16 protein-coding genes and 1 riboswitch are annotated in these 14,564 nt (G+C 64.4%); of the genes, 3 read left to right on the plus strand and 13 right to left on the minus strand.

Annotated elements, in window-relative coordinates; all coding sequences use genetic code 11:
- Together AC3WJU_RS07145 and AC3WJU_RS07150 are read left to right on the plus strand one after the other, a co-directional pair.
- Positions 1–783 (plus strand): succinate dehydrogenase iron-sulfur subunit, encoded by a 783-nt coding sequence (locus tag AC3WJU_RS07145; RefSeq protein WP_059387992.1) that lies wholly within the window; start codon positions 1–3, stop codon positions 781–783.
- 94 nt (positions 784–877) lie between these two features.
- The gene (locus tag AC3WJU_RS07150) at positions 878–1,642 is read left to right on the plus strand and encodes an alpha/beta hydrolase family protein (protein WP_284992006.1); all 765 of its coding nucleotides are present in this window, start codon (positions 878–880) and stop codon (positions 1,640–1,642) included.
- A gap of 90 nt (positions 1,643–1,732) precedes the next feature.
- Here AC3WJU_RS07150 and AC3WJU_RS07155 read toward each other — a convergent pair whose 3' ends face one another.
- From AC3WJU_RS07155 to glyA, 13 genes are all read right to left on the minus strand, one after another.
- Positions 1,733–2,836, minus strand: a complete 1,104-nt coding sequence (locus AC3WJU_RS07155) for a YihY/virulence factor BrkB family protein (RefSeq protein WP_441433657.1) — start codon at positions 2,834–2,836, stop codon at positions 1,733–1,735.
- Complete coding sequence (locus AC3WJU_RS07160; protein ID WP_492259527.1) at positions 2,757–3,449, minus strand: 2'-5' RNA ligase family protein; 693 nt, start codon at positions 3,447–3,449, stop codon at positions 2,757–2,759. The genes AC3WJU_RS07155 and AC3WJU_RS07160 overlap by 80 nt, the downstream gene beginning before the upstream one ends.
- Before the next feature lie 4 nt (positions 3,450–3,453).
- On the minus strand, positions 3,454–4,545 hold the full coding sequence (gene trpS, locus AC3WJU_RS07165) for a tryptophan--tRNA ligase (protein ID WP_492259528.1): 1,092 nt from the start codon (positions 4,543–4,545) through the stop codon (positions 3,454–3,456).
- An 18-nt stretch (positions 4,546–4,563) separates the two neighbouring features.
- Positions 4,564–5,397 carry an exodeoxyribonuclease III gene (locus tag AC3WJU_RS07170; protein ID WP_059388003.1) on the minus strand — a complete coding sequence of 278 codons (834 nt, stop codon included), beginning with the start codon at positions 5,395–5,397 and terminating at the stop codon, positions 4,564–4,566.
- 10 nt (positions 5,398–5,407) lie between these two features.
- Positions 5,408–5,980 (minus strand): hypothetical protein, encoded by a 573-nt coding sequence (locus AC3WJU_RS07175; protein WP_059387997.1) that lies wholly within the window; start codon positions 5,978–5,980, stop codon positions 5,408–5,410.
- A gap of 67 nt (positions 5,981–6,047) precedes the next feature.
- A complete protein-coding gene (locus AC3WJU_RS07180; RefSeq protein WP_059387998.1) occupies positions 6,048–6,881 on the minus strand; it encodes an ABC transporter permease in 834 nt (277 codons plus the stop codon).
- A complete protein-coding gene (locus AC3WJU_RS07185; RefSeq protein WP_284992009.1) occupies positions 6,878–7,699 on the minus strand; it encodes an ABC transporter permease in 822 nt (273 codons plus the stop codon). Before AC3WJU_RS07185 ends, AC3WJU_RS07180 begins: the two co-directional genes overlap by 4 nt.
- Positions 7,692–8,621, minus strand: a complete 930-nt coding sequence (locus AC3WJU_RS07190) for an ABC transporter ATP-binding protein (RefSeq protein WP_306964658.1) — start codon at positions 8,619–8,621, stop codon at positions 7,692–7,694. Before AC3WJU_RS07190 ends, AC3WJU_RS07185 begins: the two co-directional genes overlap by 8 nt.
- A 229-nt stretch (positions 8,622–8,850) precedes the next feature.
- Complete coding sequence (locus AC3WJU_RS07195) at positions 8,851–9,150, minus strand: SHOCT domain-containing protein (protein WP_306964656.1); 300 nt, start codon at positions 9,148–9,150, stop codon at positions 8,851–8,853.
- 133 nt (positions 9,151–9,283) lie between these two features.
- Positions 9,284–9,949, minus strand: coding sequence for a response regulator transcription factor (locus AC3WJU_RS07200; protein ID WP_284992010.1), 666 nt, complete (start codon positions 9,947–9,949; stop codon positions 9,284–9,286).
- A complete protein-coding gene (locus AC3WJU_RS07205) occupies positions 9,946–11,076 on the minus strand; it encodes a sensor histidine kinase (protein ID WP_492259529.1) in 1,131 nt (376 codons plus the stop codon). Before AC3WJU_RS07205 ends, AC3WJU_RS07200 begins: the two co-directional genes overlap by 4 nt.
- Before the next feature lie 101 nt (positions 11,077–11,177).
- Positions 11,178–12,086, minus strand: coding sequence for a bifunctional methylenetetrahydrofolate dehydrogenase/methenyltetrahydrofolate cyclohydrolase (locus AC3WJU_RS07210; RefSeq protein ID WP_306964067.1), 909 nt, complete (start codon positions 12,084–12,086; stop codon positions 11,178–11,180).
- A gap of 8 nt (positions 12,087–12,094) precedes the next feature.
- Positions 12,095–13,393, minus strand: a complete 1,299-nt coding sequence (glyA, locus tag AC3WJU_RS07215; RefSeq protein WP_307053159.1) for a serine hydroxymethyltransferase — start codon at positions 13,391–13,393, stop codon at positions 12,095–12,097.
- A gap of 105 nt (positions 13,394–13,498) precedes the next feature.
- A riboswitch (ZMP/ZTP riboswitch) is annotated at positions 13,499–13,583 on the minus strand.
- 35 nt (positions 13,584–13,618) lie between these two features.
- On the opposite strand from glyA, the gene purU reads away from it, so the two are divergent.
- Positions 13,619–14,479, plus strand: a complete 861-nt coding sequence (gene purU / locus AC3WJU_RS07220; RefSeq protein WP_306964065.1) for a formyltetrahydrofolate deformylase — start codon at positions 13,619–13,621, stop codon at positions 14,477–14,479.
- Positions 14,480–14,564: the final 85 nt, after the last annotated feature.

A 14,564-nucleotide genomic window follows, 5' to 3' on the forward strand; every position in this document is an offset into this window, starting at 1 on the left:
ATGTCTGCTGAACTTGCTGAGCCAGCATCCAAGATCGAGCTGCCCGCGCACATTGGTGGAGGCGGGGAAATCCCGACCTTCAACATCACGCTGCGAGTGCGACGCTACAACCCCGAGGTCTCGGAAGAGGCCGCATGGGAAGACCACCAGCTGACGATGTACGGCACCGACCGCGTGCTGGACGCCCTGCACAAGATCAAGTGGGAAATCGACGGCTCGCTGTCGTTCCGCCGTTCCTGTGCCCACGGCGTTTGCGGTTCCGACGCCATGCGCATCAACGGCCGCAACCGCCTCGCGTGCAAGACCCTGCTGAAGGACCTGGACACCTCCAAGCCCATCACCGTTGAACCGATCAAGGGCCTCCCGGTGGAGAAGGACCTGATCGTGGACATGGAGCCGTTCTTCCAGTCCTTCCGCGAAGTCATGCCGTTCCTGATCAACAAGGGCCACGAGCCCACCAAGGAACGCTTGCAGTCGGTCGAGGACCGTGAACGGTTCGACGACACCACCAAGTGCATCCTGTGCGCCGCCTGCACGTCGTCCTGCCCCGTGTTCTGGACGGACGGCCAGTACTTCGGCCCGGCCGCCATCGTGAACGCACACCGCTTCATCTTCGATTCCCGCGACGATGCCGGTGACATGCGCTTGGAGATCCTCAACGACAAGGAAGGCGTGTGGCGCTGCCGCACCACCTTCAACTGCTCGGAAGCTTGCCCGCGTGGCATCCAGGTGACCCAGGCCATCGCCGAGGTCAAGCAGGCCATCCTGGCACGCAAGATCTAGTCCAAAATTCAGAATACGACGACGACGGCGTCCCCTTGGCGGGGTCCGCCGTCGTCGCTGTTTAAGACTTCCTCGCAAAACGAAAGGCGGACAGGTGTCCAAATCCATGAAGATCAGCTTCGAAGGCAGCACCGGAGATCTCCTGGCAGGGATCGTGGATGTTCCTGAGGGTCCGGTCCGGGGCTGGGGTGTGTTCTCCCATGGTTTGACCCTCGGCAAGGACAGCCCGTCAGCATCGCGTATCTGCAAGGGTTTGGCGGATCTCGGCGTCGGCATGCTTCGCTTCGACAACCTTGGACTGGGCGACTCCGCCGGCGATTGGTCCGCTGGATCGTTCAGTGTGAAGGTGGCTGACACCATCCGCGCCGCCGGGTTCATGCGCGCCGAAGGCAAGGAAATCTCCCTGCTTGTTGGCCACTCCTTCGGAGGGGCGGCCGTGTTGGCTGCCGCCCTCAGCCTCCCCGAGGTACGTGCCGTTGCCACGGTCGGCGCCCCGTTCCAGCCCAGGCACGTGGAGCACATGTTCGACGCCGAAGTCAGCACGATCCTCAGCGAAGGCAGCGCCGAGGTCAACCTGGGCGGCAGGCGCATGGAGGTCCGCCGGCACTTTGTGGAGGATGTCGAGAAGGCCGACCTCAGGGACTGCATCCGTACCCTGCACAGGCCCCTCATGGTGCTGCACTCCCCCACGGACAACACCGTGGGCATCGACAACGCCAGCGAGATCTTCCAGACTGCACGGCACCCTCGGAGCTTCATTTCGCTCGAAGGCAGTGACCACCTGTTGACGGGCAAAGGACAAGCTGCCCGGGTTGCAGGGATCATCTCCGCCTGGGCCGGGCAGTACCTCGGCGACTAGCGCGGGCCCCAGCCCAACTGACCAGCAATTGTTGTCGTTATGAGGGCTCAAAACGACAACAACTGCTAGCTAGTTGGGGCGCTGGCTCCCTCAGGAGTCCTTTGCGTGGAACGTGCGGGGCGAAGGGTGCCTCGATCCGAGGGCCGGCTTGGGGTGCCCGTGGGCGCTGGTGTCCGCTTCCCTGACGGCCGCCCACGCCCCGGAGACCAAGTAGACCTGGCTGACCAGATTGAACCAGATGAGAAGCCCGATGATGATGGCAAATGAGGCCAGAATGGGATTCCGTCCGGCATTCGCCAGCAACTCCGTGCTGAAGATCTGGAGGATGGTGGTTCCGATGCCGGCCAGCACCGTTCCTTCCACGAAGGCTTGCCGGCGAAGCTTCAAGCGGCCTGCGAAGCGGAACATGATCACCGCCGTCGCCCAGTTGAGGACCAGGGGTACGGCCGTGCGAACGAGCCAGGTGACTGGGCCAGCGACGGCGTCGGCCAAACCGAGCCGCTCGATGATCCATCCGGCTGCTGTCCCGAACACGAGCGAAACACCGGCGCTGACCACCAAGGCTGCGCCGAGCAGCAGGAGGGTACCGGCGTCGCGGGCCTTCATCAGCAGAGGGTTTTCCTGCACGGGCTCCAGACCGCACACCCCGCGGAGACCCTCCCGGATCCCCGCGATCCAGCCGAGAGCAGTAAAGACCGTGACGACGGCGGCTATGACGGCCGTCCAGCCAAGGCCTGTGGGATTCAGGAGATCATGCGGATCCACCAGGCCGTTGCCCCCGCTGGTTTTCAGGAGTCCCGGGGCCGCTGTGGCGACGCTCGAGACGATTGAATCAACTAGTTGGGGTTGCCCGTTGAGGACCAAGCCGGTCACGGCGAATCCCGTGGCCAGCAGGCCTGTGATGGAGAAGAACATGGTGAAGCCTATGCCGGCGCTCAACAACGGACCGTGGCGCAGGTTGTAGAGGTTGAAGGCGCGCATCGGCCGGAAGTTGCTCAGCCGGGCGAGGGCCAGGTTGATGAACGCCGGTATGGTGGCGCCTCTGTTGCCCGAGCGCCGGGCTTTACCCCATTCGACCTGACGATGGATGAGCTGCAGCTTCAGCTGCGCCCCTTCAGTCGGCAGCGGTGGCTTCTCCGCCTGCTGCCGGTCGTTGCGCTGTGCTTTTCCGTGATTGGTCTGCGTCGCCGCCAAAGTCGAGCTCTTCCCGTAGCTGCCAAATGCCGTTGTCGTCGTGCTCGTAAAGTCCCATGCTAACCACAGGGAAGGTGGCGCTGTAGTTCTTGAGCACCGTTTCGGCCTCGTCAAGACTCTCGGGAGCGACGTCGTGCGCTACCGTCACGTGCGGGTGGTAGGGGAAGGGAAGATCGCGTTCCAGGGGGCCGGTCTGTAGTTGTTCGTGCAGGCCTACGCACTCCTCGAAACCGTCTTCGACCTTCAGGAATACCACCGGAGATACCGGCCGGAAGGAGCCCGTGCCGGAAATCGTGATCCTGAATGGTGCCTGGCGCCGCGCGACGTCGCGGACATGCTCAAGGGTGGCTTCCCAGTCCTGTGCAGGGGTAGTGGTCACGAGGGTGATGTGGGCCGGGATCACTTCCGCCATCGGATCGCCAAAGGATGCACGCCATTGCTGCAGTTCCTGGGCGACTTCCCGGGGGAAACCCAGAATGACCCCTACGCACAGGTTGTCCCCGCACGCGCTTGCAGACTGGTGTGCGCCCGTGCCCGGGCGGGCATCAGTGTCCCGGCCGGCTCCCCTTGAACGGGAGCCGACCTGGACGCTGAGCTTGCCAGCCGCGCACATGGCTTTAGCGGATTCCTTGTGCTCCGCCGTACGGCAGGAAGCCCACCTTGGCGTAGACGTCGGCGAGCGTGGCCGAGGCGATCTCGCGGGCTTTGTCCGCTCCGTGAGCCAGGAGCCGGTCGAGTTCTGCCGGATCGGCGAGCAACTCGTTGGCGCGGTCCCGGATCGGCCCGAGGTGGGCCGCAACGAGTTCAGCGAGGTCGACCTTCAGGTGGCCGTACATCTTGCCTTCATAGTCCGCGACGATTTTCTCCACCGGCTGGCCGCTGATGGACGAGTAGATGCTCAGCAGGTTGGATACTCCGGGCTTCGCTTCGCGATCGAAGCGGATTTCCGTGCCGTTATCCGTGACTGCCGACTTGATGCGTTTGGCCGTGACCTTCGGGTCATCGAGCAGGTTGATCAGGCCGGCCGGCGACTCCGCGGACTTGGACATCTTGGCCGTGGGGTTCTGGAGATCGTAGATCTTGGCCGTTTCCTTCTGGATAAAGGCCTGCGGCACCTGGAATGTCTCGCCGTAGCGGCTGTTGAAGCGCTGGGCGAGGTCGCGGCTGAGCTCAATGTGCTGCCGCTGGTCTTCACCTACGGGCACCCCGTGTGGCTGGTATAGCAGGATGTCGGCCGCCTGCAGGATCGGGTAGGTGAAGAGCCCGACGCTCGCGTGGTCGGAGCCGTGCTGCAGCGACTTGTCCTTGAACTGGATCATGCGCGAGGCTTCGCCGAAGCCCGTGATGCAGCCCAGGACCCACGCCAGCTGGGCGTGTTCAGGCACCTGGGACTGGACGAACAGGGTGCACTTGTTGACGTCTACACCGCCGGCGATGTACTGCGCAGCGGTGACGCGCGTACGGCGGGCCAGCTCGGATGGATCCTGCGGCACCGTAATGGCATGCAGGTCCGGGATGAAGAAGATGGCGTCGTACTCGTCCTGCATGCGGACCCAGTTGACCAGGGCACCGAGGTAGTTGCCCAGGTGGAGGGAGTCAGCAGAGGGCTGCATGCCGGACAGCACGCGGTGCTTCGCCCCGGCGGCCAGTTTGGTTGATGTTGCCTTGGCTGCGGCTGCAGCGGGTTCAGTCGTGGTGGAACTGGTCATGAGGAAACTTTCGAAAGCCTAGAGCTGGTAGTCGACTACCAGCGGTGCGTGGTCGGAGAAACGGGTGTCCCATGACGGCGCCCGGTCGACGACGGCCGAAAGTGCGGCTGCCGCGAGTCCGGGAGTGGCCATGTGGTAGTCGATGCGCCAGCCTGTGTCAGTGTCAAAGGCCTTACCGCGCTGGGACCACCAGGTGTAGGGGCCATCGACATTTCCTGCCAGGCCCCTGTGGACATCCCTCCATCCGATCTCGTCGCCGAAGAAGCGGTCGAAGTACGCGCGCTCCTCAGGAAGGAAACCGGCACGCTTGGTGTTGCCCTTCCAATTCTTGATGTCCAGCTCCGTATGGCCCACGTTCAGGTCGCCGACCACCAAGGCATGCTCGCTGTGCTTGGCAAGTTCCGGAAGCCTCGTGGTCATGATGTCCAGGAAGCGGTACTTGTCCACCTGCTTGGGTGTGTCCACTTCGCCGGAGTGCACATAGGCGCTGACGACCGTCAGGGTAGTGTCCTTGCCGCCGCCGTCCCGAACGACGTAGTCCGCCTCGACCCAGCGCCCAGTCGTGGCGAAGTAGTCGTCACCGATACCCACGCGGGTGGCGACGGGTTCCTGCCGGGAGGCAATCGCAACGCCGGCGCGGCCCTTTGCCTCGGCTTCGGCGTGCAGGATGTACCAGCCTTCGCCGATGAGCTGGTGGACCACCTCATCGGGCGCGCGGACTTCCTGCAGACACAGGATGTCGACGTCGCGCGGTTCCAGCCACTCCGCCATGCCCTTCTTGTAGGCGGCGCGAATGCCGTTGACGTTGACCGTTGCGATGCGAAGGAAGTCCTTCTTCAATGCCGAGCTCACCCCGTCCACTCTAGTCGATGATGGTGCCCGAGACGGGCTCGTCGCCGCCGCCGGATGACTTGATCATGTCCCGGGCATTGCTTGACGTGATGGCGATGGTTTCCAAGGCGCGGTTGATCGTGTCCTGATCGGCGGCGTCGCCCTTGGCGCGTTCGTCCTCCACCACGCGGACCTGCACCTGGACAATCTTGAAAGAGTGGTCCAGTTTGAGGTCCCGCATTTCGTCAGCTTCGCTCCGTTCCGAGACCACCCGTGTGCCACCGTGGTCGGCGCTCGACGACGACGGCGCCCGGCCGGTTGCCGCGTTGAAGGCGTTCTGGGCCTCGGTGAGTTTTTCACCGGCCCTCCTGGCGGCCTTCTGGATGCTGAAGACCACGAAAGCGGCGAGCGCGAGCCAGCCAAAGGAGACAACCGCAACGATCCAACCGACGACGTCGTTGTGGTTGGCGGCGAAGATCACGGCCACCAGGAAAGCGATGATCACCACGGTCATGCCCAGTCCACCGATGCGGAAGCCTTTGAAAGGGCTCCTGGCGGAAGCGGTCGAGGGAACAGATGACGGGGAGTCGCCGAGGGATCGCATGCACCCATTGTCGCAAACTCCGCGCGGCGAACCGCCCGCTTCCACCCCCGGCGAACAGCCCGCGCCGCTATTTCAGGAAGAGCTTGCGCAACCTTCCGGTAGTGAGCGTGATGCCGAGTCCGATCATCACGAGGTAGTAGGCGATATGGACTGCCGTGGCCGGGCTGAAGGAGCCGATGCTGATCTGCCGCAGGAGTTCCACGCCATGCCAGAGGGGCATTGCTTGGATGAGCCACTGGATGTATTGCGGATAGACGCTCAGCGGGTAGAAGGTAGCGCTGAAAAGGAACATGGGCAGCATGAAGAAGTTGATCCAGTCCATCTGCTGGAACGTCTTCATAAAGCTGGTGATGCCCATGCCGAAACTCGCAAAGCCGAAAGCGATCAGCACTGAGGCGGGGATGACGAGGATGGCCCATGGCGTGGTGATGAGGCCCATGACGGCCATGACGGCCGTGAACCCCGTGGCATACAGGAGTCCGCGCAGCAGGGCCAGGAAGATCTCCCCGATGGCTACATCCAACGGCCCGAGGGAGGTGTAGAGCATTCCCTGGTACAGCTTGGCGAAGTTCATCTTGAAGAAGACGTTCCAGGTGGAGTCGTAGACGGCGCCGTTCATGGCGGACACGGCAAGGAGCGCGGGCGCGATGTAGGCCGCATAACTGATTTCCTGGCCGCCCGGTCCCGCCACGGTACCCACAATCGGGCCGAGTCCCACGCCCATGGAAATCAGGTAAAGCACCGGCTCGAAGAATCCGGATACCAGGATCAACCACGTGCTGCTTTTCGCTGCCATGAGGCCCCGGGACACAACAGCAAGCGCGTTGCGGGAGTACAGCGGGCCGAAGGTACGTTCACGGGCGGCGTCGGTGGCGCTGTGGCCTCCGGTAAGAACGCTCATGCCCCCATCCTCCTGACGAACTGGCGCCGCGTCAGCGTCCAGCCTGCGGCGGCGGCGCCCACAAGGAACAGGACGTGGGCCAGGGTCAACAAGGGATTCTCCTCGAGTCCGTAGGTGAAGACGCGGCCGAGCTGAGTGCCGTGCCAGACCGGGGAGATCCAACCGATCCAGCGCACTCCAAGCGGCAGCGAATCCAGCGGGAAGAAGGTGCCCGAAAACAGGAACAGCGGCACCACGATGAAGCGCTGCACCAGCGCGAACTGGCCGGAGTCTTTGGTGATGGTCGAGGCATAGGCCATGAGCGGCAGCCCGAAGGACAGTCCGGCCACCGTGGCAACTATCGCCGACACCCAACCCCACGGACTCGGCGAGGCACCGAACATGGCCACGATGGCGAAGTACACCACCGATTGCACCAGGAACTTCAAGGCACTCGCCATGATGTGGCCCGCGGCGATCTGCTGCGGTACCAGCGGGGAGGCGTGCGGGCCATAGAACACGCGGCGCCACTTGAAGCCGTCCATGATCGGGTAGGAAAAGTCTCCCGACGCCGTCATGACCGCGGATGAGACCAACAATGCCGGCGCGATGAAGGTCAAATAGTTCACTCCACCGAACACCGCTGCGCTGTTCGCATCCACGAGGCTCGCCAGCCCGACTCCCATGGCGAACAGGTAGGCCACCGGCTGCCCCACGCTGTACAGGAACACGGACCAGCCGTAGCCACGCATCACTCGGAGGACCTGCTCGGCGTAGAAGAAAGATCCCCAGCGCTTCGCCCGGCTGGCTGAGACGGCAGGCGAGTGGGCGCTAGTCAACGAGGCTCCGTCCGGTCAGCCGGAGGAAGACGTCCTCCAGCGAAGAACGCCGCACCAGCGACGTCAGGGGACGGAGCCGGCGTACGGAGACTTGCTCCAGGGCCGATTCGCCGTCGTTCGCGTAGATGAGCACCCGGTCCGGGAGCGTCTCGACGCGTTCGCCGATGCCCGCGAGTTCGGCGCCGATAGTGGCGTTGCGTTCCGAACCGAAGCGCAGTTCCAGCACCTCGCGCGTGGAATATTCGCGGATCAGGCTGGCAGGCGAACCTTCGGCCATGATCCGGCCCTTGTCCACCACGATCAGCCGGTCGCAAAGCTGTTCGGCCTCGTCCATGTAGTGCGTAGTGAGGATCAGCGTGACACCTTGCTCCTTGAGCCTGAACAGCCGGTCCCAAAGGATGTGGCGCGCCTGCGGGTCCAGTCCCGTAGTGGGCTCGTCCAGGAGCAGGATCTTCGGCTCGTTGATCAGCGAGCGGGCAATCGTGAGGCGCCGTTTCATGCCGCCCGACAGGGCATCGACCCTCGACTTGGCCTTGTCCGTCAGCTGGGCGAACTCGAGCAGTTCATCAGCCTTGGGGCGCAAGTAGCTCAAGGGCAAGCCGAAGTAGCGGCCATAGACAATCAGGTTTTCGCGGACCTTCAGTTCCTCGTCCAGGTTGTCCTGTTGCGGTACCACTCCGAGGTGCGCGCGGACTTCCGGCCCGTGGGTTTCCGGGTCCAGGCCCATGATGCTGAGCTTCCCGGACGTGCGCTGGGAGACTCCGCCGATCATTTTCATGGTGGTCGATTTGCCGGCACCGTTGGGGCCAAGCAGGCCAAAGGACTCCCCTGCCGGGACCTCGAACGAGATTCCGTCGACGGCGATGAGCTCGCCGTAGCTCTTGGTGAGGTTTTCGGCGGTGATGACTGCGGGTGGGTTCATCTGGAAGCTGGCTGACGTGGAGGAAGATCGGGTGGCTTCATTGTGCACCCCAGCAGACTAGTAGAGCCAAGGAATACGTGAAAGAGGTATTCCGCAATTTTCTGGACTAACCTGCTGGACCCTTCGCGACATTCTGCTGGATCATTCCGCACCTCAGGCCCTGGAACCGCGTGGTTCCAGGGCCTGAGGGTTTATCCAGCGGAGTGATCCAGCAGAATCCGCCGGTTCATCACTTCGTGGGATGTGCCCGCAGCACTTCCAGGCGTTGGCGGTACTCGGTCTCATCGATTTCGCCCCGCGCGTAGCGCTCCCTCAGCACGCCTTCGGCGCCCTGTGTTGCTGCCCAGTAGTGGTTCCGGCGCCACATCCGGCGGCCGAAAAAGATGAAGAATCCGATCACGAGGAACCAAAACAGCGGGATCAGGAGGAAAAACGGCCAGAAGACGAATCCGTCCCCCGGTCCATGAACGACGTCGGCGGGCAGCTGCGCGGCCGCGGCGCCGATGGTGGTGCTCAGTGATGTCAACATGTCCAGTCCAAACTCTCAACAGGCCGTATCTCGGCTCTGTTTCCAGTCTTGTTTTTGGCCCGTCGAGACGCGTCGGCCACCGGGAGTCACTTGCGGCCAGCTGCCTACTCCCCCGGGAGACTGCAGGCCAGGGCTAGCTGCTCCAACCCGGCCGCACCAGGCCGGACTCGTACGCGAGCACCACCAATTGCGCACGGTCACGCACCAGCAGTTTGGTCATGATCCGTGAAACGTGCGTCTTTGCCGTGAGCGGGGTGATGAACAGCCGCTCGGCGATCTCTGCGTTGTTCAGGCCCTCGCCAACCAACGCCAGAACTTCCCGTTCGCGCTCGGTGATTTGCTCCAGTGGCACTGTCTTCGACGCCGCCTTGCTGTGCAGGGCAAGCTGGGCCATGATGCGGCGTGTCACCGACGGCGAAAGGAGGGCGTCGCCGTCGTGCACTACCCGCACGGCCCGGATCAGTTCCTCCGGTTCGGTGTCCTTGACGAGGAAGCCCGCGGCGCCCGCGCGCACGGCTTCGGCGATGTATTCGTCCAGCTCGAAGGTCGTGAGGATGATAATGCGCGTGTGCGCGAGTTGTGGGTTGGCCAGGATTTGCCGGGTTGCGGCCAGCCCGTCGCCATCCGGCATGCGGATGTCCATGAGCACGACGTCGGGTGCCTCACGCTCGGCCAGCCTGACGGCGTCCCGGCCGGTGCCGGCTTCGGCCACCACCTCCATGTCCGGTTCGGCGTCCAGGAGGGCCCGGAATCCCGCCCGGATAAGGTTCTGGTCGTCGGCGAGCAGCAAGCGGATCATCGTTGGTGTCCTCCCTCGTGGGGGTTCAGCGGAAGGTTCGCTTCCACGCGCAGCCCGGGCTCCAGCGGCGTCAGGCCAAGCGTGCCGCCCAGCGCCTCGACGCGCTCCCGCATGCCCCTCAGCCCGTTCCCGGCGGGCGCTCCGCGGAGGCCTCCGCCGTCGTCGTCGATCCGCACCCTCAGCGCGTTCCCGGACAATTCGAGAAGTACGACGGCGGACGCCGCGCCTGAGTGCCGGCGGACGTTGCTCAGCCCTTCCTGGACGGTCCGGTAGGCCGCTTCCTGCTGGCCTGGGCCCACGCCTTCAGGGTCGACGGAGTTTTCGAACCGCACCTCTAGGCCGCCTCGCCGCGCGTCGTCGACGAGTTCCGGGATCCGCCCCAGGCTTGGCGGAGCCGAGGGACTCAGCGGGGCGTCGTCGCGCAGCACACCGAGGAGCTGGCGGACTTCGGCCAAGGACTCCTTGCTCGCGGCCTTGATGGCCTCCAGCGCGGGGCGGAGCTTCTCGGGATCGTTCGTTCCCAGATGGAGCGCCACAGAGGCTTGGACGTTGATCATCGACAGGGAGTGCGCCACCACATCGTGGATATCGCGGGCGAGCGTGAGGCGGTACTCGTCCCGTTCGGCCTGTTTCGCGGCCTCCCGCCGTCGCCGGTATTCGGCCATCCGTTCGCCCCGGCGTCGGAAGCCTTCACCGATCAGGACAAGGATCGCGGCCCAGGCGACACCGGCAGAGGCCCGGATCAGCCCCGTCTCATCTCCGGCGAGGACAGCCATCAGAACGACGGCCGCGGCGGAAATCCCGGCCCCGAGCCAGGCCTGCCAGCGCAGCCCCGCGGCAGCAGTGAGGATGATCGAGAGAGCCAGGGACAGCACTATCGGACCCCAGGCGTAACCGAGGAGCAGATAGACGGACGTGGCCGCGAGGGTGATCGGGAGCATCACGGCCGGCCTGCGGGTCCGGAAAGCCAAGGCCACCGGTCCCGCGAACAGCAAGATGAAGGCGAGCGGGTCCAAGGGGCGCAGGGTGGCCTGGTGGCTCGCTGAAAAGACGGTCCCCAAGACCTGGATCAGCGCCACCGCGATCACGATGAAACTCGTGGGAGGACCCTGGAAACGCCGCTGCATGCTCCGAGCCTAGCCGCGGAGGGCGCCGACGTCGTCGGGTTAACGGTGTAGGGGGCCTACTCCCGCGGGAGTAGGCGCCCTACACGGTGGTGGGAGCACAATCAGGCGACGCCGGAGACGCTTCCCGCCAGTTGGCGTTCGGCGGCTTCGACCACGTTGGTCATGAGCAGCGCCACGGTCATGGGGCCCACGCCGCCGGGGTTCGGCGAAATCCAGCCGGCTACCTCGGCAACGGCGGGATCGATGTCCCCGTGGACCTTGCTCTTGCCCGTCTCGGGGTCGGTTTCACGGGTGACACCGACGTCGAGCACGGCCGCGCCCGGCTTCACGTCCGCAGGCTTGACGATGTGCTTGGCACCCGCCGCGCCGACAATCACGTCCGCCTGCCGCAGCAGCTCCGAGAGGTTCTTGGTGCCGGTGTGCGTGAGCGTCACGGTGGCGTTCACGGCCCGCCGCGTGAGCAGCAGTCCGATCGAGCGGCCGATGGTGACCCCGCGGCCGACCACCACGACGTGCTTGCCGGCGAGGCTGTAGCCGTTGCGCTGCAGGAGCTCGATGACGCCGCGCGGCGTGCATGGCAGCGGCGAGGTGATCTCTCCGTTGACGTTGAGCACCAGCCGGCCCAGGTTGGTCGGGTGCAGGCCGTCGGCATCCTTGGCGGGGTCGATCCGCTCGAGGATGGCGTCGGTGTCCAGGTGCTTGGGCAGTGGCAGCTGCACGATGTAACCGTGGCAGGCGGGGTCCGCATTGAGTTCGTCGATGAGGTCCTCGACCTGCGCCTGGGTGGCGTCCGCCGGAAGCTCACGCTGGATCGAGTTCATCCCGATCTCCACGGACTGCTTGTGCTTCATGGACACGTAAAGCTGCGAAGCAGGGTCCGCACCGACGAGCACAGTGGCAATGCCCGGAGTTACGCCGCGGGCCCTCAGTGCAGCTACACGCTCAGTCAGCTCAGACTTGATGGCGGCAGCGGCGGCCTTGCCGTCAAGGATCTTCGCGGTCTGCGCCATGGACGGGTTCACCACTGCTCGTGCTGCGGGTACAGCGGGAAGTCAGCGGCGAGCTTGTCGACGCGGGCCTGCAATGCTTCGACGTCGGTAGCGGAACCGGCCTTCAACGCCGAAGCGATGATCTCGGCAACCTCAGCGAACTCGGTGGCTCCGAAGCCGCGGGTAGCCAGGGCCGGGGTACCGATGCGCAGGCCCGAGGTGACCATCGGCGGGCGGGGGTCGAACGGAACGGCGTTGCGGTTGACGGTGATGCCCACGGAGTGAAGGAGGTCTTCGGCCTGCTGGCCGTCCAGCTGCGAGTTGCGCAGGTCCACGAGGACCAGGTGCACGTCGGTGCCGCCGGTCAGAACGGAAACACCAGCTTCAGCGACGTCGGCCTGGTTGAGGCGATCGGCGATGATCTTGGCGCCTTCGAGGACGCGCTCCTGCCGCTCCTTGAACTCCTCGCCGGCGGCGATCTTGAAGGCAACGGCCTTGGCGGCGATCACGTGCATGAGCGGGCCGCCCTGCTGGCCCGGGAACACGTTGGAGTTGAGCTTCTTGGCCCATTCCTGCTTGGCGAGGATCACGCCGGAACGGGGGCCGGCCAGCGTCTTGTGCACCGTGGAGGTCACGACGTCGGAGTGCGGCACCGGGCTCGGGTGCAGGCCGGCTGCGACGAGGCCCGCGAAGTGGGCCATGTCCGTCCAGAGGAGCGCGCCAACCTCGTCGGCGATGGAACGGAAGGCTGCGAAATCGAGGTGGCGCGGGTAAGCGGACCAGCCGGCGATGATGACCTGGGGCTTCTCGGCAATGGCTTGTTCGCGCAGCTTGTCCATGTCCACGCGGAAGGTGTCTTCTTCAACCTGGTAGGCAGCCACGTTGTAGAGCTTCCCGGAGAAGTTGAGCTTCATGCCGTGGGTCAGGTGGCCGCCGTGGGCAAGGGAAAGGCCGAGGATCTTGTCACCTGGAGTGATCATGGCGGACAGGGCTGCGGCGTTGGCCTGCGCACCGGAGTGCGGCTGGACGTTGGCGTACTCGGCGCCGAAGAGCGCCTTCACGCGGTCGATGGCCAGTTGCTCGGCGACGTCCACGTATTCGCAACCACCGTAGTAGCGGCGGCCCGGGTAGCCTTCGGCGTACTTGTTGGTCAGGACCGAGCCCTGGGCTTCCATGACGGCGCGGGGCGCAAAGTTCTCGGAAGCGATCATTTCCAGGGTGCCGCGCTGGCGGCCGAGTTCCTGTTCCAGAACTGCTGCGATCTCGGGGTCGAGCTCGGCAAGCGGCTGGTTGCTGATGGTCGCGGAGGTGATGGTGGTGGTGGTCACGAAGATCTCCTGGATAGGCAACGGGTATTTCTACAGGTCAGGCTACCGGCTGGGTTTTTTCCATGCCTTTGATTACGGGGCATGGCACAGCGACAGTAAAACGTGACCCTCGGCCCAGGCGTACGATCCGTGGTCTTCAAAATGCCGCTCCCTGGTGGTGCACCACCCAACGCCAGTCGCGACGACTTAAACAGTACAACAGGTGCGCAACGGTAGGCTTTAGCTGTGACTGACTCCACCCTGCCTACGTCTTTTGTTGTAACCCTGTCCTGCCCGGACCGGCCCGGAATTGTGCACGCCGTTGCGGGGGCTTTGTTGGAGGCCGGCTGCAACATCGCAGATTCCCAGCAATACGGCAGCCCCAGCACGGGAAACTTCTTCATGCGGGTGGAAGCCACAACGTCTTCGAGCCAGGCTGAACTGAGTGCGGCGCTGGCCCCGGTGGCCGAAGAATTCGGCATGAAGTGGCAAATCAACCCGGTGGGCCAGAAGGTCCGTACCCTGATCCTGGGTTCAAAGGACGCACACTGCCTCAACGACCTGCTCTTCCAGCAACGCTCAGGAACCCTCCCCATCGAGGTGCCGGCCATCGTCTCCAACCACCGGGACCTCGAAGGCCTGGCGGAGTTCTATGGGATCCCCTTCCACCACATCCCGGTCACCCCGGACACCAAGGCGCAGGCCGAGGCGAAGCTGCTCGCACTCATCCATGAGCACGGCATCGAGCTGACCGTCCTGGCGCGCTACATGCAAGTACTCTCCAACGAGCTCTGCTCCGAGCTCAACGGCAAGGCCATCAACATCCATCACTCCTTCCTGCCGTCCTTCAAGGGGGCCAAGCCCTACCACCAGGCGCATGCCCGGGGCGTGAAGATCATCGGGGCCACTGCGCACTACGTCACGGCGGACCTCGACGAGGGTCCGATCATCGAGCAGGAAGTCATCCGGGTGGACCACGCACGCACGGCCGAGCAATTCGTGCAGATGGGCCGCGACGTCGAGGGCCGCACGCTGGCACAGGCTGTGCAGTGGCACGCAGAGCACCGCGTCCTGCTCGACGGCACCCGCACAGTGGTGTTCAACTAGGCGCCCCACCCAACTGATATGTAGAAGCTGTTGTCAAGAGGCAGTGGTGAGCGGCTCCCGGTTTTGGTGTCGGGGGCCGCTTTCC

Source organism: Arthrobacter sp. FW306-1B-F12A (assembly GCF_058781865.1).